17 protein-coding genes are annotated in these 17,592 nt (G+C 70.7%); 11 read left to right on the top strand and 6 right to left on the bottom strand.

The features are described from left to right. Nucleotides 1-26: 26 nt before the first annotated feature. The 3 genes from H9Y04_RS09575 to H9Y04_RS09585 are packed head-to-tail and all read left to right on the top strand — an operon-like array spanning nt 27 to nt 3,249. Nucleotides 27-992 (top strand): carbohydrate ABC transporter permease, encoded by a 966-nt coding sequence (locus tag H9Y04_RS09575; protein WP_438818096.1) that lies wholly within the window; start codon nt 27-29, stop codon nt 990-992. Beyond that, complete coding sequence (locus H9Y04_RS09580) at nt 985-1,854, top strand: carbohydrate ABC transporter permease (protein WP_187813306.1); 870 nt, start codon at nt 985-987, stop codon at nt 1,852-1,854. Before H9Y04_RS09575 ends, H9Y04_RS09580 begins: the two co-directional genes overlap by 8 nt. A 30-nt stretch (nt 1,855-1,884) precedes the next feature. Beyond that, a complete protein-coding gene (locus H9Y04_RS09585) occupies nt 1,885-3,249 on the top strand; it encodes a GH1 family beta-glucosidase (RefSeq protein WP_187813307.1) in 1,365 nt (454 codons plus the stop codon). A 45-nt stretch (nt 3,250-3,294) separates the two neighbouring features. Here the strand turns inward: H9Y04_RS09585 and H9Y04_RS09590 are convergent, their stop codons facing one another. Together H9Y04_RS09590 and H9Y04_RS09595 are read right to left on the bottom strand one after the other, a co-directional pair. Next, the gene (locus H9Y04_RS09590; protein ID WP_438818097.1) at nt 3,295-4,395 is read right to left on the bottom strand and encodes a serine hydrolase domain-containing protein; all 1,101 of its coding nucleotides are present in this window, start codon (nt 4,393-4,395) and stop codon (nt 3,295-3,297) included. 120 nt (nt 4,396-4,515) lie between these two features. Further along, nucleotides 4,516-5,415, bottom strand: a complete 900-nt coding sequence (locus H9Y04_RS09595; RefSeq protein ID WP_187813309.1) for an alpha/beta hydrolase — start codon at nt 5,413-5,415, stop codon at nt 4,516-4,518. A 117-nt stretch (nt 5,416-5,532) separates the two neighbouring features. On the opposite strand from H9Y04_RS09595, the gene H9Y04_RS09600 reads away from it, so the two are divergent. Then, entirely contained in the window at nt 5,533-6,570 is a 1,038-nt protein-coding gene (locus H9Y04_RS09600; protein ID WP_187813310.1) for a helix-turn-helix domain-containing protein, read from the top strand. Between the two features lie 3 nt (nt 6,571-6,573). Here H9Y04_RS09600 and H9Y04_RS09605 read toward each other — a convergent pair whose 3' ends face one another. After that, nucleotides 6,574-7,080 (bottom strand): GyrI-like domain-containing protein, encoded by a 507-nt coding sequence (locus tag H9Y04_RS09605; RefSeq protein WP_187813311.1) that lies wholly within the window; start codon nt 7,078-7,080, stop codon nt 6,574-6,576. Nucleotides 7,081-7,186: 106 nt separating this feature from the next. Continuing rightward, complete coding sequence (locus H9Y04_RS09610; protein WP_187813312.1) at nt 7,187-7,855, bottom strand: response regulator; 669 nt, start codon at nt 7,853-7,855, stop codon at nt 7,187-7,189. A gap of 130 nt (nt 7,856-7,985) precedes the next feature. Here H9Y04_RS09610 and H9Y04_RS09615 point away from each other — a divergent pair, with 130 nt between their 5' ends. From H9Y04_RS09615 to H9Y04_RS09635, 5 genes are all read left to right on the top strand, one after another. Continuing rightward, nucleotides 7,986-9,539: an outer membrane protein assembly factor BamB family protein gene (locus tag H9Y04_RS09615; RefSeq protein ID WP_187813313.1), complete on the top strand. Its 1,554-nt coding sequence runs from the start codon at nt 7,986-7,988 to the stop codon at nt 9,537-9,539. Further along, complete coding sequence (locus H9Y04_RS09620) at nt 9,536-11,089, top strand: outer membrane protein assembly factor BamB family protein (RefSeq protein ID WP_187813314.1); 1,554 nt, start codon at nt 9,536-9,538, stop codon at nt 11,087-11,089. Before H9Y04_RS09615 ends, H9Y04_RS09620 begins: the two co-directional genes overlap by 4 nt. Continuing rightward, the gene (locus tag H9Y04_RS09625) at nt 11,086-11,229 is read left to right on the top strand and encodes a hypothetical protein (RefSeq protein WP_187813315.1); all 144 of its coding nucleotides are present in this window, start codon (nt 11,086-11,088) and stop codon (nt 11,227-11,229) included. The genes H9Y04_RS09620 and H9Y04_RS09625 overlap by 4 nt, the downstream gene beginning before the upstream one ends. 161 nt (nt 11,230-11,390) lie before the next feature. Next, a complete protein-coding gene (locus H9Y04_RS09630; RefSeq protein ID WP_187813316.1) occupies nt 11,391-12,752 on the top strand; it encodes an outer membrane protein assembly factor BamB family protein in 1,362 nt (453 codons plus the stop codon). Between the two features lie 8 nt (nt 12,753-12,760). After that, nucleotides 12,761-13,357, top strand: coding sequence for a TetR/AcrR family transcriptional regulator (locus tag H9Y04_RS09635; protein ID WP_187813317.1), 597 nt, complete (start codon nt 12,761-12,763; stop codon nt 13,355-13,357). Nucleotides 13,358-13,487: 130 nt separating this feature from the next. Here H9Y04_RS09635 and H9Y04_RS09640 read toward each other — a convergent pair whose 3' ends face one another. Continuing rightward, on the bottom strand, nt 13,488-14,780 hold the full coding sequence (locus H9Y04_RS09640) for a sensor histidine kinase (RefSeq protein WP_187813318.1): 1,293 nt from the start codon (nt 14,778-14,780) through the stop codon (nt 13,488-13,490). Nucleotides 14,781-14,928: 148 nt separating this feature from the next. Between H9Y04_RS09640 and H9Y04_RS09645 the strand changes: the two genes are divergently transcribed. Beyond that, nucleotides 14,929-15,129 (top strand): hypothetical protein, encoded by a 201-nt coding sequence (locus tag H9Y04_RS09645; protein WP_187813319.1) that lies wholly within the window; start codon nt 14,929-14,931, stop codon nt 15,127-15,129. Nucleotides 15,130-15,181: 52 nt separating this feature from the next. On the opposite strand, the gene H9Y04_RS09650 is transcribed toward H9Y04_RS09645, so the two are convergent. Then, on the bottom strand, nt 15,182-15,562 hold the full coding sequence (locus H9Y04_RS09650; protein WP_187813320.1) for a guanyl-specific ribonuclease: 381 nt from the start codon (nt 15,560-15,562) through the stop codon (nt 15,182-15,184). Nucleotides 15,563-15,893: 331 nt separating this feature from the next. On the opposite strand from H9Y04_RS09650, the gene abc-f reads away from it, so the two are divergent. Then, nucleotides 15,894-17,528: a ribosomal protection-like ABC-F family protein gene (gene abc-f / locus H9Y04_RS09655; RefSeq protein ID WP_187813321.1), complete on the top strand. Its 1,635-nt coding sequence runs from the start codon at nt 15,894-15,896 to the stop codon at nt 17,526-17,528. Nucleotides 17,529-17,592 lie beyond the last annotated feature (64 nt).

A 17,592-nucleotide genomic window follows, 5' to 3' on the forward strand; every position in this document is an offset into this window, starting at 1 on the left:
GGCAATCCACCGTGACCTCGCTCGATGTGAAGGCGCCCGCGGCGGGGGAAGCCCCGAGCTCCCCCGCCGGGGGTCCGCCCCGCCGCCGGCTGCGGATCCCCGCCAGGATCCGCCGCGGTGGCCTGCCGTATCTGCTGCTGCTCCCCGCGCTCCTGTTCGAGCTCCTGATCCATCTCGTGCCGATGGTGGTCGGCATCGTGATGGCCTTCAAGGAACTCACGCAGTTCTACATACGGGACTGGGGCCGCGCGCCCTGGGCCGGTCTGGAGAACTTCCGTGTCGCCGTGGACTTCGACGCCCCGATCGGCGCCGAACTCCTCCACTCGTTCTGGGTGACCTGCTCCTTCACGGTCCTCACCGTCGGCTGCTCCTGGCTGTTCGGGGTGAGCGCCGCGATCCTCATGCAGGAGAGCTTCCGGGGCCGCGGACTGCTGCGCGCGGTGTTCCTCACGCCGTACGCGCTGCCCGCCTACGCGGCCGTGATCACCTGGGCGTTCATGTTCCAGCGGGACAACGGCCTGGTGAACTCGGTCCTCGGCGGCGACAGTTTCTGGCTGATCGGCGACAACGCCTTCTGGGCCCTGACCACCGTCGCGGTCTGGAAAACCTGGCCGTTCGCGTTCCTGATGCTGATGGCCGGGCTGCAGAACATCCCCAAGGAGCTGTACGAGGCCGCCTCGATCGACGGTGCCGGTATCTGGCAGCAGATCCGCCGGATCACCCTGCCCTCGCTGCGTCCCGTCAACCAGGTCCTGGTCCTCGTCCTGTTTCTATGGACGTTCAACGACTTCAACACCCCGTTCCTGCTGTTCGGCAAGGGCGCGCCCGAGGCCGCCGACCTGGTCTCGATCCATATCTACGACTCGTCGTTCATCACCTGGAACTTCGGCTCCGGATCCGCCATGTCCGTGCTCCTGCTGCTGTTCCTGCTGCTCGTCACGGCGGTGTATCTCGTGATCACCTCGCGCGGAAGGAAGGGCGCCGATGCCTAGGACACCCCTGGCCAAGAGCCCCATGGCGCCCCCGCAGTCCTTCGTCTGGACCCGGCGGATCGTCCTGACACTGCTCGCCCTGTTCGCGCTGCTTCCGGTGTACGTGATGCTCTCCAGCTCCGTGAAGCCCCTCGAGGACACCCTGGGCGAGTGGAGCTGGATCCCCAGCAGCTTCACGCTGCGGCCGTACGTGGACATCTGGGAGACGGTGCCGCTCGCGAAGTACTTCATGAACTCGCTGATCGTGGCGGGCGCGGCGACCGTCTGCTCGGTGGTCATCGCGGTGTTCGCCGCGTACGCGGTCAGCCGCTACCAGTTCCGCGGCAAGCGGGTGTTCACGGTGACCATCCTGTCCACGCAGATGTTCCCCGGGATCCTCTTCCTGCTGCCGCTGTTCCTGATCTTCGTGAACATCGGCAACCAGACGGGCATCGCGCTCTACGGTTCGCGCGGCGGTCTGATCCTCACGTATCTGACCTTCTCGCTGCCGTTCTCGGTCTGGATGCTGATCGGGTACTTCTCCTCGATCCCGCGCGACCTCGACGAGGCCGCCCTGGTCGACGGCTGCGGCCCGCTCGGGGCCCTGTTCCGCGTCGTGGTCCCGGCCGCGGTGCCGGGGATCGTCGCGGTCGCGGTGTACGCGTTCATGACCGCCTGGGGCGAGGTGCTCTTCGCCTCCGTGATGACCAACGACACCACGCGCACGCTGGCCGTGGGCCTCAAGGCGTACGCCACCGAGAACAACGTGTACTGGAACCAGGTGATGGCCGCCTCGCTGGTCGTCAGCGTGCCCGTGGTCGCCGGGTTCCTCCTCCTGCAGCGCTATCTCGTCGCCGGCCTCACCGCCGGGGCCGTCAAATGACACCGACCGACCATCTGGGAAAGGCACTTCGTGACTTCGGCTGACGACCTTCGCCCCCTGCCCGCGGACTTCGTCTGGGGTACGGCCACCTCGGCGTACCAGATCGAGGGCGCCGTCGCCGAGGACGGCCGCTCCCCCTCCATCTGGGACACCTTCTCCCATACGCCGGGGAAGATCGACGGGAACGACCACGGCGACGTGGCCTGCGACCACTACCACCGCTGGCGCGAGGACCTCGCCCTGATGCGTGAACTCGGCACGGACGCCTACCGGTTCTCGGTGGCGTGGCCGCGCGTCGTACCGCAGGCGGACGGAGTGGTGAACGCCAAGGGCCTCGCCTTCTACGACCGGCTCGTGGACGGCCTGTGCGAGGCGGGCATCACCCCTCATCTCACGCTCTACCACTGGGACTTGCCCCAGGCGCAGCAGGACCGCGGCGGCTGGCCCGAGCGCGCCACGGCCGAGCGGTTCGCCGAGTACGCGGCCGTGGTGGGCGAGAAGCTGGGCGACCGCGTCAAGGACTGGTGCACGCTCAACGAGCCGCTGTGCTCGGCGTGGATCGGTCACCTGGAGGGCCGGATGGCCCCCGGCCTGACCGATCTGACGGCGGCCGTGCGCGCCTCATACCACCTGCACCTCGGCCACGGCCTCGCCGTGCAGGCGCTGCGCGCCACCGTGCCCGGCGCGCGCGTGGGCATCGTCAACAACCTCAGCCCGATCGCCCCCGCCTCCGACCGCCCCGAGGACCTCGCGGCGGCCCGGCGCGCGGACGGGCACACCAACCGCTGGTGGCTGGACCCGATCTCCGGGCGCGGCTACCCGCAGGACATGCTGGACGTGTACGGGGTCGAACTCCCCCTACAGAAAGGGGACTTGGAGCTGATCTCCGCCCCGCTCGACTGGCTGGGCGTCAACTTCTACTTCCGCCAGGTCGTCGAGGACGACCCCACCGGACCCGCCCCGTTCGCACGGCAGGTGCCGGTCGAGGGCGCACCCACCACGCACATGGACTGGGAGGTGCACGCGCAGAGCCTGGAGGACATCCTGCTGAGGGTCACGCGCGAGTACGGACCCGAGCGCCTGTACGTGACGGAGAACGGCTCCGCGTACGTGGACACCCCGGGCCCCGACGGCAGTGTGCTCGACCCCGAGCGCACCCGTTACCTGGAGGACCATCTCGCGGCCTGCGCCCGTGCGGCGGCGGGCGGTGCGCCGCTGGCCGGGTACTTCGCGTGGTCGCTGCTCGACAACTTCGAGTGGGCGTACGGCTACGACAAGCGCTTCGGGCTCGTCCATGTCGACTACGCGACGCAGCGGCGCACGGTCAAGGGCAGCGGACGCCGGTACGCGGAGCTGATCGCCGGGCACCGGGCGCGGGGCCGGCAGGCGGCCTAGCCGAAGGGGCCGGGGCTCATGACGCCCCGGCCCCTTCACCCCGCGTCAGTGCTCGTCCTCACACATCGCCAGCCCGTAAAGGGACTTCAGCGCGCCGTCGATGGCGTGCGGCTGCGGCTGTCCCGACGCGTCGGGCCTGTTCCAGCGCTGGAGATTGACGGCGACGGACATCTGACGCCGGCCGTCGTCCCGGGTCAGGGAGATGGCCCCCGCGCCCCAGGCCGAACCGTCGTGCCCCCAGAAGGTGCCGCAGCCCGGCACGACCACCTTGTGCAGGCCGAGGCCGTACTGGATCGTCGAACCGTCGAGCGCCACCACGGGGACCGTCCGCTGCATCTGCGCGAGCGACGCGCGGCTGACGATGTCGCCGGCCAGGAGGCGTGCGTAGAAACGGTTGAGGTCGTCCATCGTGGAGACCAGAGCGGCCGAGGGGCCCACCCAGGACATGTTGTAGACGCTGAAGTCCCGCGGCGGATCGATCAGTCCGTAGAAGCCCTCGTACATCCGCGCGTGCGGGCCCTTGATGCGCGGCCCCGACGGGAACGAGGTGTGCCGCAGTCCGGCCCGCTCGATGACGTGCCGGGTGATGTAGTCCTCCGCCGTGGTGCCGGTGACCAGCTCCAACAGCTGCCCGATGAGCAGGTAGTTGGTGTTGGAGTACACCCCGGTGGGGCCGCCGGGCTCGCCGGTGGGCGGTGCGTCGAGACCCATCCTGATCAGCTCGTGCGGGGTGAACTCCCGGTACCGGTTGTCCTCGATGCTCTCCGGCGACATGTCGGGGATCGACGGGAACCCGGCCAGGGAGGGGAAGGCGTACGGGAGGTAGTCGGGGATGCCGCTGGTGTTGTTGAGCAGCATCCGCACGGTGATCTTCCGGCCGCGCTCCCCCGGAACCAGCCGCGGCAGGTAGTCGCCGATGGGCGCGTCGAGCCGGATCCGGCCCTGCTCGACCTGCTGCAGGACGGCGGCCGCGGTGAAGGTCTTGGTGACGCTGCCGACGCGGTGGTGCAGACCGGCCCGCACCGGGCGGCCGGTCGCGAGATCCGCGACGCCCGACGCGCCTTGCCAGGTACGGCCGTCGGCACGGACCTGCGCGAAGACACCGGGTATTCCCGCGCGGTGCACGGCGTCGAGGGCCGCGTCCAGCGCGGCGGACTCTTCTGTCGTACGGGCCGTGCTCGCGGGTGCTTTTGGGACCGCGACCACGCTCAGGGCGGCGGCACTTGCGAGGGCGATGATCCGTCGCTTCATGGGGTGGGTGGCCTTTCACTGGGTGAGGGCGCGGCGCAGGGCCGTGCCCAGGGATTCGATCTGCCGCTGCGAGATCTCCGCGGAGGTGATGGCCTGCGAGCCGTGGAAGGTGCCGGGCCACTGGTGCAGTTCGACGGAGACACCGGCCTGGAGCAGGCGCAGCGCGTAGGCGATGTCCTCGTCGCGGTTCGGGTCGAACTCGGCGGTGGCGATATGGGCCGGGGGCAGCCCGGACAGATCGGCGGCCCGTGCGGGGGCCGCGTACGGCGTGGCGGGGGCGCCGCCCAGGTAGTGCCGCCACGAGTGGGCGATGACCTCGCGGGTCATCCACGGGGTGTCGGTGAAGTTCCGCTGCGACCAGGTGTCCTGGCGGTCGTCGAGCCCGGCTTCGTTGAGGAGTTGGAAGCAGATACGGGGGCCGTTCTCGTCGCGCGCCTTCAGCGTCGTCGCGGCCGCGATGCAGCCGCCGGCGCTGTGTCCCGCGACGGCGATCCGCTCCGGGTCGATGCCGAGTGCCGCCGCGTTCCCGGCGGCCCACGTCAGCACCGCGTACGCGTCGTCGAGGGCGGCGGGGAACGGGTGCTCGGGCGCCCTGCGGTAGCCCACCGAGATCACGGTCGCCCCGGAGTCCTGTGCGACCCGGGTGGCCCACGGGTGCTCGGTGTCCAGGTCGCCCATGACGAACGCGCCGCCGTGCAGCCAGACGACTGCGCCGCCGTGGGTGTCGTGCGGCCGGTAGATCCGTACGGGCACGGCCGGTTCGGCGGGCACCGTGCGGTCCTCCACGTCGAGTCCGGTGGTGTCCGGCGGCGGCTTCGCGGCGGCGGTCGCGGCGAAGTTCTTGCGCTCGGCGTCCGGGTCGCTCAGGTCGAGCCGTGGGAAGAACGGGATGAAGGCTTCGAGTTCGGGATGCATGACGACCATCCTCATGGTCATCGGCCGCCCGATCTTCCGCCAACTGTCGTTCGTCCGGCGCCTGTTGCGCGCCGTTCGTCGGTGCCGCCCGCGAGAACGGGATCGTATGCTCCCCGCATGGAGGCGCTGGCGGTACATCTGTCCCGGCTCGACGCGCGGGCCGAGGAGGTGGTCCGTGTCGTGCTGTTCTACGACACGCTCATGCGGCGCCGCGTGGACCTTCCCGCGCTCGCCCGGGCCTCGGCCGGGCTCGCGCAGTGCGTGGCCGGGATCCGGCTCGGCGGCACGGGGCGCACGTTCCGTATGGCGGCCGACGGCCGCGCTGCCACCACGCCGCCCTCGGCCCCGTCCTCCGCACTGCCGGTCGTCCTCGACGAGGAGGAGATCGGCACGGTGTGGCTGGAGCGCCCGGGGTCGCCCGCCCTGCTCGACCCCGTGCTCCTGGAGCGGCTCGCGCTCGCCGTCGCCGCCGTCGTCGAGCGCTACGGTCCGGCCCGTACGACCATGGCCGACCCCGCACTCGTCGAGCTGGTGATCAGCGCCGACAGCGATGACGCGGCTCGGGCGCGGGCCTTGCGCCTCCTTGGATTCCCCGCCGGGCGGCCGGTCCGCGCGGTCGCCGTGCGGACCCGGCTCCCGCTCGACCGGGTCGGCGCGCTCATCTGCCCCGCGGGCCAGGTCAAGGCGGCGCCGCTCGCGGACGCGGGAGTGCTGCTCGCCACCGGCGTGGACACATCCGGACTGCCTTCGGACGTACGGGCGGGAGTCGGCGCCGCCGTGGGCCCCGAGCTGTCCTGGCGGCAGGCCCGCAGCGCACTGCGGTTCACCACCGCGGACCGGCCCGTCGTGGAGTACGCCGCGTTGGGCGCCCTGGCCCTGCTCGCCGAGACACCGCGGGACGCCCTGCTCGCGAACGCCGACGTGACCGCCGTCGCCGCCCTCGCCGCCGATCCGGAGGACCTCGCCACGCTGGACGCCTACCTCGACACGGCCTCGCTGCGCCGGGCCGCCGAGGTGCTCCATCTGCACCACAGCAGCGTGGCCCGGCGCATCGAGCAGATCGGGAAGTCCCTGGGCATCGGACTGGCCGAACCGGGCGGCCTGGTGCGGGCCCGGCTCGCGGTCACGGCGTGGCGGCTGACCACGGAGGGATGAGCGTCAGTCCGCGAGCCGGAACGACAGCTCTGTCTCCCACTTCTCCAGGTCCGGCTCCAGACGCGGGTCCGTGTGATAGCTCTCAAGGCGGCAGCCCCACACCTCGCCCTCGTCGGTGCGGGCCATGTCCCACTTCAGGCCCTTGGCGTGGCCCCATTTGAGCAGGGACGCGGCGACGCCGAGGAGTTTGTCGGGGTGGCCGACGTGGTGGACCGTGGCGTACTGCCCTGCGGGCAGGGTGCCCGCGAACACATCGGCGGACGGAATACGGACCCGTTCGTCGACGGGTACGCCGGCCACCACGTGGAGCTCGCGCTCCATGTCGGAGGGGTCGATCAGCTCGTACTTGAAGAAGGGCCCGTCGGCCGGTGCGATGCCCCGCTCGGCGAGCAGGCCGACGATCTCGGGCAGCCGGTCGGCGATCAGACCGAAGGTCGACCAGGTCACGCGGCCCCGTACGCCGACGAACGGCTGCTCGGTCCGCTCCACGATGCGCGGTTGAGTCCCCATGCGCCGATACTGCCGGGCCGCCTGGCGCACCGCACCCCGGCGTACCGAGCGTTTCACGCCGGGTGCCGACGCGGTGCCGGCCGTCAGCCGGACCCGCCGCCGTCCGTCAGTCGTCGCCCAGCAGCCCCGCGTCATGGGCGAGCAGCGCGATCTGTACGCGGTTGTTCAGGTCCAGCTTGGTGAGGATGCGGCTGACGTGGGCCTTGACCGTGGCCACGCTCATGAAGAGCTCCGCGGCGATCTCCGCGTTGGCCTTGCCCTGCCCGACCGCGACGGCCACTTCCCGCTCCCGTTCGGCCAGCTCCAGGATCCGTTCACGGGCTTTCTGCCGCCGTCCGCCGTACGCGTCCGGGCTCGCCGCCCGCGTGATCAGCTGCCGGGTGACCGCGGGCGAGAGCACCGGCTCGCCCGCCGCGACCCTGCGTACGGCCGCGACGATCTCGGCGGGCGCGGTGTCCTTGAGCACGAAACCGGCGGCGCCCGCGCGCAGCGCCCGTAGCACCTGCTCATCGGCGTGGAACGTGGTGAGCACCACGACCTCGGGTGCGTCCGGACGGGCCCGCAGCTGCTCGGTGGCGGCGAGACCGTCGACCTCGGGCATCCGGATGTCCATCAGGACCACATCGGGGCGGGTGCGGTCCACGAGGTCCGCGACCTCGCTGCCGTCCGCCGCTTCGCCGACGATCTCGATGTCCTCGCTGCCGCCGAGCATGAAGGAGAGCCCGGCGCGGACCAGGGGGTCGTCGTCGACAAGGAGCAGACGGATCACGTTCATGGAGCCCACGGTATCCCCTGGCGAACACCCCACCTGGGCCGCCGGAGATCGCTACCCTGACCGTCGACCAGAACAGATTTCTGGAAATTGCTTCCAGAAACGGGGAGTTGACCACGTGGGGGACCGATCCATGAGCCAGCCGCCGCAGCCTCCGGAGCGCAGTCCGGACGCACAGCCGCTGTCGCAGTTCTCGCACAGCAACAGCCGGCCGAAGCGCCCCTTGGCCTCGCGGCTGCCGCGCTGGGAGCGCCGCACCGTGCTCGTGGCCGCCGCGGCCTGCGCGGCGCTGCTGCTCGTCGGGTCCGGGGTGTACGCGCTCGGCGGCGACAAGGGCGACAAGAAGGCCCGTACTGAGGCGGGGGACCCGAAGAAGCCGTCCGCGTCGGCCACACCGGGCCGGCAGAAACCGACAGGTCCCGCGCTGCCCCAGGACATCAACGCGGGCCTGGCGAAGGGGGAAGCCAAGGCCTGGTACGCGAAGAACGAGCAGGATCTGCCGGGCGACAACACCCTGGTCCACGACCTGTGGTTCGTCGACGGCCTCGTCATCCAGACCCTGTACCGGGAGGTGACCGCGTACAAGGTCGCCGACGGCACCAAGGCCTGGAGCATTCCGCTGCCCGCCGCGGTCTGCGACACCCCGGTGAACCCCACGCCGGACGGCAGGGTGGTCGTCGCGTACCGCGATCCCGGCAAGTCCGAGGGCACCTGCAACCACCTGCAGATGATCGATCTGAAGAAGGGTGCGGGAGGCTGGCGCAAGAAGCTCGACGAGAAGGGCTCCGAGGACAGCACGATCATCATCCACCTGGCCATCACGGGGAACACGGTGACGGTGGGCCGCAACATGACGGCCGACGCCTACCAAGTCTCCGACGGCAAGCCCCTGTTCAAGCTCGGCGAGGAGAAGACCGGCGGCTGCCACCCGAATGACGTCGCAGGCGGCCCCAAGCTCCTGGTCCTCGACTGGTGCATGGGCAAGAAGGACGTGATCGGGCAGATCAAGGAGGTCGACCCCAAGTCCGGCAAGATCAGATGGCGTTACCAGCTGAAGGACAGGAAGACCAAGAAGGTCATGCCCTGGAAGTTCGGCAAGGTCTACTCCGTGGACCCGCTCGTGGTGTCCGTCCACGCGTCCGACGACCAGTTCAACTGGTCGGTGATCGCCCTCGACGGCAAGGGCAAGCTGCGGTCGTCGCTGAACGGCGGCAAGTTCAAGTTCGATGTCTGCGCGGGCGCCGGTGACTCGGGGCGCGGCACACAGAACTGCCCCGGCGGCGTCGCCGGCAAGAACACCTTCTACCTGGCCACCAAGTCGGCGGACCCCGAAGCGCTCGGCCCGACGCGGATCGTCGCGTTCGACCTGAAGAGCGGCAAGGTGAAGTGGGCCTCGGTGCCGGAAGGAAAGCGGGAGTACCTGCCGGTCGCGGCCGAGGGTTCCTCGCTGATCGCGTATGTGAAGGGCACCTCGGAGGTGCCCGGCCGGATCGTGCGGATCGGGCCGAAGGGCGGCAAGCCCACGACGGTGCTGCAGTTCGGCAAGACGGCCCAGCCGCTCGAATACGAGGCGATGGCGGGCGAGTACGCCTACCGCGGCGGCCGGTTCTTCCTGGCGAGCAGCCTGCTGTCCGGCGAGGACACGGGTGAACAGGCACGACTGCTGTCCTACGGGAATGCCTCATGAGCCAGCCGCCTCCGCCGCCGGGGTTCGGCCCGCCGGAGACTTCGCCGTCCGGGTTCGGCCCGCCGGTCACCCCGCCGCCAGGATTCGGGCCCCCGGTGACGCCCCCGCCCTTCCTCGCCGCACCACCTCCGCCACCCGGACCGGACCCCCGCCCGCCCCTCAGCCGCCTCAGGTGGATCCTCGCTGCCGTGGTCGCGCTCGCGCTGCTCGCGGGCGGCGGGATCTGGCTCGGGGTCGCGGGAGGTGACGACGGGTCGGCTGCCGACGGCAAGCAGCAGGACGTACGGTTCGACGCGCCCGGCACCGAGAAGAAGCCGGCCGACACGAAGGCCGGTCTACTCTTCTCCGTGGCCGATCCGAAGGTCGGCAAGAGCGACTTCCACCCCGCTCCCGGCTCCTGGGTCACCGACGAGGCGTATGTGAAGACCGGCGTCGGCAAGGTGGTCGCGTACGACCTGAAGAGCGGCCGCCAGCTGTGGGAGATCGCGCTCGGCGGCCAGATCTGCGGCTATACGCAGCACGTGGACGAGGGCCGGACCGGGATCCTCTTCCAGGACGCGCTGCCGGGCGAGGACGGCAAGGTCAAGCCGTGCACGGAGGTCGCGGCGCTCGATCTGAACGCCGGCATGCTCCTGTGGCGCGGCAGCGTGCGGCGCTCGGGCACCAAGATCGCCTTCCATCAGGTCGGGATGGCCGCGGGGAAGGTGGCCGTCGCCGGGGACAACGGCGGGGCCGCGTTCGACCTCGCCGGCGGCGATCTCCTGTGGGAGCCGAAGCCCACGGAACCCTGCTACGACATGGCGTACGGGAGCGGCGAGGACCTGGTCGCGCTGCAGCACTGCGGCCAGGAGGGCAACGAGCGGATCCGCCTGCAGCACCTGGGCCGGGGCGCCAAGCCCCGCTTCACGTACGACCTGCCGCGCGGCCTCGCCTTCGCGAAGATCGTGTCCTCGGACCCCCTGGTCGTGGCGGGGTTCAACGACAAGATGGCGGTCACGGACTACTTCGCGATCGACCGGCGCAAGGGCACCCTGCGCAGCAAGATCGCGGTGGATCCGGCACGGACGAAGAGCGGTTGCCGGATGGAGGCCCAGACCGAGTGCTCCTCGCTCGCGGTCGGCAACGACCGGCTCTATCTCGCGACCGCGCCCCGGGCGAAGACCGGCGCATCCGAGTCGGTGAACGAGATCGTCTCGTACGACCTGGAAACCGGGAAGGCCACCGGGCAGCGGGCCGACTCGGGCGGCAAGGCCATGCTGTTCCCGCTGCGCATGGACGGCCGGGACGTGCTCGCGTACCGGACGCCGCTGCACGGCAGCCCGGGGCAGGTGGTGCGGATCGACGGGCGGACCTTCGAGCAGGAGGTGTTCCTGAGCGTGCCGCCGGACAGTGAAGGAGCCCCCGTACAGCGGCACTTCGCCTCGGACAAGGTGGAGATCCGGTACACGAGCGGTCGGCTCTTCCTGGCGGAGCTGTATATCAGGCAGCCGTACTCGGCGACCGAACCGCCTTATCTGGCAGCGGCGTTCGAGGCAGGAGCACCCCGATGAGCGGGCCTCCGGAGCGCGGTGTGCAGAACTGCCCCGGTGGCATCGCGGGCAAGGACACCTTCTACCTTCCGATCGCGCAGTCCAGCAGCGACGACGTACGGGAACAGGCGCAGCTGCTGTCCTATGGAGGTGCGAAATGACCCAGCCCACTCCCCCACCCCCGCCCCCGGGGTTCGGACCTCCTGTCACTCCTCCCCCCTTTCTCGCCAACCCGCCCACGCCGCCCGGCCCTCCCACTCCGCCCACCCCCGCTCCGGGCCGCCGCCCGCCCCGGAGCCGCCTGCGGTGGATCCTCGCGGCCGTGGTCGCGCTCGCGCTGCTCGCGGGCGGCGGGATCTGGCTCGGGGTCGCGGGAGGTGACGACGGGTCGGCTGCCGACGGCAAGCAGGAGGGCCCTCGATACGACGCGCCCGGCACGGAGAAGCCCGCGAGCAGAAAGGCGGACCTGCTCTTCCATGTGCCGGACCCCAAGGTCGGCAAGGGCGCGTTCCACTCCGTACCCGGCTCGTGGGTGACCGCGGAGACGTATGTGAAGAGCGGTCTCGGCACGATCGCCGGCTACGACCTGAAGAGCGGCCGGCAGGTGTGGGAGATCGCCCTGGGCGGCGAAGTGTGCGGCTATACGCAGTACTTGGACGACGGGCGCACCGGCGTTCTCCACCGGGACGGGATGCCGGGCACGGACGGCAAGGCCACGCCGTGCACCGAGATCGCCGCGCTCGACCTGAACGCCGGCTTGCTGCTGTGGAAGGCGAGCGTCGAACGGTCCGGCGCCAAGATCCCCTTCCGGCAGATCGGTCTCGGCGCGGGCAAGGTGGCCGTGGCCGGCGACGAGGGCGGCGCCGCCTTCGCCCTCGACAGCGGCAAGCTCCTGTGGGAGCCGCGCCCGACGGAGCCCTGCTACGACATGGCGTACGGAAGCGGCGAGGACCTCGTGGCCCTGCAGAACTGCGGACAGGAGGACAACTCCCACGCACGGGTCCAGCTCCTGCACGGCTCCGGCAAGCCCCGCTCCACGTACGACCTGCCGAAGAACCTGGACTTCGCACAGATCGTGTCGTCAGAGCCCCTGGTCATCGCGGGCATCATGGGCGGGAGGGTGACGGACTACTTCTCGATCGACGGGCGCAAGGGCACGCTGCGCAGCAAGATCTCCGTGGATCCGGAGCGGACCCTCAACGCCTGCTCTGTTCTGGTGTACGTCCGGTGCGACGGTATCGCCGTCGGGAACGACCGGCTGTACGTGACGACCAAGAGCCGCACCGTGAAGAACGACTCGGAGTCCGCGAACGAGATCGTCGCGTACGACCTGGAAACCGGGAAGGCCACCGGCCAGAAGGCCGACTCCGGCGGCAAGGCCACGCTGCAGATCCTGCGCATGGACGGCCGGGACCTGCTCGCCTACCGGCTGCCGATGGCCGGCAGCCCCGGGCAGGTGATCAAGATCGATCCGCGGACGTTCAAGGAGACCGTGTATCTGAGCGTGCCGCCGTCGTCCGAAGGAGCCTCCGTGCAGCGGTATTTCACGAAGGACACGACTGAATACCGGTACGTGAAGGGCCGGTTGTTCGTGTCCGAGCTGCATGTGAGGCCGCCGGACCCGTATACGGACGACCCGCCCTACCTGGCCGCCGCGTTCGGCGCGGCACCGGACGGCGGCTGAGCAGGCCGATGTCCCCCAAGCAGCAGCGTGGCGCGGCCACCGTGGAGCACCTCCTGACCAGCGCCCTGCGCGTGTACGCCGAGCGCGGGCAGGAAGGCTTCACGGTGGGCGCCGTCACGTCGGCGAGCGGGGTGAGCCTCGGCAGTCTCTACCACCATTTCGGCAGCTTCGGCGGTCTGGCGGCCGCGCTGTACTGCCGCTGCATGGCGCAGGTCTGCGACGAGATGATCGACGCGCTGTACCGTACGCGCACCACGCGCACCGGGATCCAGGCGCTGGTGCGCACGTATCTGCGTTTCATCCAGGAGCATCGGGACGCCGCGCTGTTCCTGCACGCCTCGTCGTACTCGGGTCATCTGGCCGCGCACGCCGAGGAGATCAGGGCTCTGAAGGACGAGAAGTTCGGGCGGATCGCCGCGTGGATGGCGCCGCGGATCGAGGCCGGGGAGATCGCGCCGCTGCCGGCGCCGCTCCTGGAGATCCTGGTGCTCGGGCCGGTCATCGAGACGGCGCGGCGGTCGCTGACGCACACCTTCGTGGACATCGATCTGGACGAGGCGGTACGGGAGTTGCCGGACCGGATCTGGCGGTCGGTGCGTCCGTAGCCGGACCGTGGTGGGTGGTTCGGCGCTCCTGCCGCGGCTACGGGCACCCGTGCTCCAGCCTGGTCCTGCCGTAGCGGGCAGCCGGGAGCATGAGCAAAGCCGTATCCACCGAGTGAACAAGCTCGGTCGTTCACGGCCGGGCAGTCGACCGCTCCTGCCACGGCAGCCACGCGTGGACCCGGAAGCCGCCGTCCGCCTCCTCGCCGTGGTCGAGACGGCCGCCGGCGAGGGCGGCCCGCTCGGTGAGGCCGATCAGTCCCTGGCCCGAGCCGGGGACATGAGGCACCTCGCCGGTCGGCGCGGGGTTGTGGATGTCGAGGGTGAGGCCCTGGCCCGGGCTGCCGGTCACACTGATGGCCACTTCGGCGCCGGGTGCGTGCTTACGGGCGTTGGTCAGAGCTTCCTGCGCGATGCGGTAGGCGTTGCGGCCGGTGGCGGCGGGCACGGCCTTGGGGTCGTCGACCCGGTTGTCGAGGCGGACCGCCATCCCCGCCTCGCGGGATTCGGCGACGAGCTGGTCGAGCTCGGTGAGTGTGGGCTGCGGGCGTCCCGACTCCTCAGCGTGCTCGCCCGCGCGCAGCACGCCGATGATCTCCCGCAGATCCTGCAGCGCCTCGTGCGCGCTGTCGCGGATGACGCCGGCGGCCCGGGCGATCTCGGCCTGCGGTGCGTCGGGCCGGAACTCCAGGGCTCCGGCGTGCACGCTCAGGAGGGTGAGCCGGTGGGCGAGCACATCGTGCATCTCGCGGGCGATGGCCTCGCGCGCGAGGCGCTGGGCCTGCTCCGCCCGCAGCCCGGCCTCGGTCTCGGCCCGCAGGGCGCGGTCGCGCAGGGAGAGCAGGAGCTGGCGCCGGGAGCGGACGAACATGCCCCAGGCCACGACGGTCAGGCCGAGCATCACGGACAGCGCGACGGTCACGCCGTACGGGATGTCGGGGTCGGGGCGCAGCAGATAGATGACCGGGGCGAGTGCGGTGGTGATGCCGCCGATCCACGCCACGTACCGGAAGGGGCGGTGCACGGCGAGCGTGAACAGGGCGACCGCCGCGGCGCCGCCCGCGGTGTCCGAGAGCACGCCCACCGGGATCATCGCGATCGCGAGGCCGACCGGCCAGCGGCGGCGCAGCCAGACCGTGGCGCAGGCGACGGCGCCGATCAGCTGGTCGAGGTGGGCGACGTTCTCGGAGACGTTCGGGTTCTTGCCGATGGCGTCCGCGCCGATCATCCCGATGACGACGGCGACGAGGAAGCAGAGGAAGTCGACGATCCAGTCCCGTACGGTCCTGCGCGGCCGGCCGCTGCCCCGCGCGGCGCGGTCCGGGTCGAACTCGGCGGCGACGGCCGAGGGCAGCAGGGTGGGCCAGCGGTAGTCACGCGGCGAGGGTGCGTCCGCGGGCTGCGGCCTGCTGTTGGTCCGGCTCATAGCCGACCAATTTACGCAGGTACCGGTGCCTCAGGAGCCTCTCGGCGCCTGCCGTAGACCAAAGTCGCCGCAGCGCCGACCTTCGGTCATCGGGCGCTCGCCCGTCGGCCGATGCCCGCGCCCCGCGCTCGGCGGCAGGCTCGTCCCCATGAAAGGTCTGCTGCATTTCCTCGGATTCATCCTGCTGGTACAGGGCGCCGGAGCGGTCGTCCACGAGCTGTTCGGCTGGGCGCGCTGGGGCTTCATCCAGAAGCTGAGCCTCTTCGACGGCTGGGAGCTCTACGCCGGTGTCTCGGCCATCGTCCTGGCCCTGGCCCTGTTCGCGGCGGCCGAGAGCGCGAAGTCCTGAGTCGCGCTCCCGGCCGCCGTCACCGGGCGGTCAGCAGGCGGTCAGCAGGCGGTCAGCAGGCGTAGTCCACCAGGTCGAACGACGCGTAGTGGTCGGCGGTGTAGTAGTCCTCCTGGTGCTCCTCGCCGGTGACGATGCGGCGGGCGCCGCGGGTCGAGGAGCCGGGGGTCTTCACCGTGTACTCGTGGTAGTAGCCGGTGGACTGGCCCGGCAGGATGCCCTCGCGGTTCTGGAAGACCGTGCCGTCCTGCGGATACGGGAAGGGCCCGCCGGACTCGATCAGATCGAGGGTGTCGTGGGCCTGGCTCGGCAGGGCCGAGTAGCAGATGTCGCCGACGGCCGAGGGGGCGGCGGTCGCCATGGGGGCCGCTGCGCCGAGGAGCAGCGCGGTGGTCAGGGTCAGGGCTGCGGTGACACGTGGGGGGATTCGCATGCCCCTTAGGATGACGCGCGTAGACCCTGACGTGTCAACGTCAAGGAGGGTGAACTCCTGTGAATTTTCCGGGAGTTGACCGGTGCTCCCGAAATACATGGCAGGGCCACGCGCCCGGCTGTTACGCTCGTGGAGACGTTGACCGTGTGATGAGGAGTGGCAGACGTGGCGGGTGACGACGACATCTCCGGGTGAGATCCGGATCTGACGGCCCCCGGCCGGCGCTCAGGAGCGCTGCCGAGGCGGGCCTGTCTCGTCGTACCCCTTTCCCCGCATCTGCCCAGGGCAGAGGTCCGTCTTCTGCCCGTGCCCCGCATGAGGTCTTCTCTCCATGTCCGACGCATCCGTCGTCTGCTCGCAGCTCTCCTTCGCCTGGCCGGACGACACCCCGGCCTTCCAGGACCTGTCGTTCACCGTCACCCCCGGCCGTACCGGGCTCGTGGCACCGAACGGCTCCGGCAAGTCCACCCTGCTCAAGCTGATCGCCGGTGAACTCAAGCCGACCGCCGGTTCGGTGTCCGTCGGCGGCACCCTCGGCTACCTTCCGCAGAGCCTGCCCCTCACGGGCAGCCTCACCGTCGCCGAGGTGCTCGGCATCGCCGACGTGATCCGCGCCCTGGACGCCGTCGAGTCCGGGGACGTGGCCGAGGAGCACTTCACCACCATCGGCGACGACTGGGACATCGAGGAGCGCACCCGCGCCCAACTCGACCGCCTGGGCCTGACCGGACTCGCCCTCGACCGCCGCCTGAGCACACTGAGCGGCGGGCAGATCGTCTCGCTCGGCCTCGCCGCCCAGCTGCTCAAGCGCCCCGATGTCCTCCTGCTCGACGAGCCCACCAACAACCTCGACGCCGAGGCACGCCACCGGCTCCACGACGTACTCGGGGACTTCTCCGGCACCCTGCTCCTGGTCAGCCACGATCGCGCGCTGCTCGACCGGATGGACCGTATCGCCGAACTCGGCAGCGGCGAACTGCGCCTGTACGGGGGCGACTTCACCGCGTACGAGGAAGCGGTGCGGGCCGAGCAGGAGGTCGCCGAGAAGAACGTGCGCAGCGCCGAACAGGAACTCAAGCGCGAGAAGCGGGAGTTGCAGCAGGCCAGGGAACGCGCCGAACGGCGGGCGAGCAACGCCGCCCGCAACCTCAAGAGCGCCGGACTGCCGCGCATCTTCGCGGGCACCATGAAGCGCGGCGCGCAGGAGTCCGCGGGGCGCGCCGGGCAGATGCACGCGTCCCGGGTCGGTGAGGCCAAGGCGCGCCTCGACGAGGCCGGGCGTGCGCTGCGGGACGAGCAGCGCCTCGTGCTCGATCTGCCCGACACCCAGGTGCCCGCGGGCCGCACGCTCTTCCTGGGCGAGGGGATGCAGGCCCGGCTCGGGGACGAGGACGTGTTCGCGCAGGAAGGTCTGGATCTGACCGTACGGGGGCCGGAGCGGATCGCGCTCACGGGGCCCAACGGTGCGGGCAAGACCACCCTGATGCGGCTGATCACCGGCGAACTCGCCCCGGAGCGCGGGGAGATCAAGCGGAGCGACGGCCGGATCGCCTATCTCTCCCAGCGGCTCGACCTCCTCGATACGGACCTCACGGTGGCGGAGAACTTCGCCGCGTTCGCCCCGGAGCGGCCGCCCGCCGAGCGGATGAACCTCCTCGCCCGCTTCCTCTTCCGCGGCGCGGGAGCCCATCTGCCGGTCGGTGCGCTCTCCGGCGGCGAGCGGCTGCGCGCCACGCTCGCTTGCGTGCTGTGCGCCGAGCCCGCGCCGCAGTTGCTGCTGCTCGACGAGCCGACCAACAACCTGGACCTGGTCAGCGTGGGCCAGCTGGAGAGCGCGCTCACCTCGTACCAGGGCGCGTTCCTGGTGATCAGCCACGACGAGCGTTTCCTCGCCGCGATCGGTGTGAACCGCTGGCTGCGTCTGGCCGACGGAACGCTCACGGAAACGGGGGCTCCCGGGATGTGAACCGTCGGTGTGTGCGGTGGCCCGCGTCCGTGGCCTCGTGCCCGGCGGGCCGTTCCCCTCTCCC

Origin of the sequence: Streptomyces polyasparticus (genome assembly GCF_014493765.1) — a bacterium.
Taxonomy (GTDB): Bacteria; Actinomycetota; Actinomycetes; order Streptomycetales; family Streptomycetaceae; genus Streptomyces; species Streptomyces polyasparticus.

Bases quoted from the DNA above. Each gene is read 5' to 3' on its own strand.
- H9Y04_RS09620 (WP_187813314.1), top strand. From the start codon at position 9,536: ATGAGCCAGCCGCCTCCGCCGCCGGGGTTCGGCCCGCCGGAGACTTCG.
- H9Y04_RS09610 (WP_187813312.1), bottom strand. From the start codon at position 7,855: ATGAACGTGATCCGTCTGCTCCTTGTCGACGACGACCCCCTGGTCCGC.
- H9Y04_RS09650 (WP_187813320.1), bottom strand. From the start codon at position 15,562: ATGCGAATCCCCCCACGTGTCACCGCAGCCCTGACCCTGACCACCGCG.
- H9Y04_RS09640 (WP_187813318.1), bottom strand. From the start codon at position 14,780: ATGAGCCGGACCAACAGCAGGCCGCAGCCCGCGGACGCACCCTCGCCG.
- H9Y04_RS09625 (WP_187813315.1), top strand. From the start codon at position 11,086: ATGAGCGGGCCTCCGGAGCGCGGTGTGCAGAACTGCCCCGGTGGCATC.
- H9Y04_RS09635 (WP_187813317.1), top strand. From the start codon at position 12,761: ATGTCCCCCAAGCAGCAGCGTGGCGCGGCCACCGTGGAGCACCTCCTG.
- H9Y04_RS09615 (WP_187813313.1), top strand. From the start codon at position 7,986: ATGAGCCAGCCGCCGCAGCCTCCGGAGCGCAGTCCGGACGCACAGCCG.
- abc-f (WP_187813321.1), top strand. From the start codon at position 15,894: ATGTCCGACGCATCCGTCGTCTGCTCGCAGCTCTCCTTCGCCTGGCCG.
- H9Y04_RS09580 (WP_187813306.1), top strand. From the start codon at position 985: ATGCCTAGGACACCCCTGGCCAAGAGCCCCATGGCGCCCCCGCAGTCC.
- H9Y04_RS09595 (WP_187813309.1), bottom strand. From the start codon at position 5,415: ATGCATCCCGAACTCGAAGCCTTCATCCCGTTCTTCCCACGGCTCGAC.
- H9Y04_RS09600 (WP_187813310.1), top strand. From the start codon at position 5,533: ATGGAGGCGCTGGCGGTACATCTGTCCCGGCTCGACGCGCGGGCCGAG.
- H9Y04_RS09645 (WP_187813319.1), top strand. From the start codon at position 14,929: ATGAAAGGTCTGCTGCATTTCCTCGGATTCATCCTGCTGGTACAGGGC.
- H9Y04_RS09605 (WP_187813311.1), bottom strand. From the start codon at position 7,080: ATGGGGACTCAACCGCGCATCGTGGAGCGGACCGAGCAGCCGTTCGTC.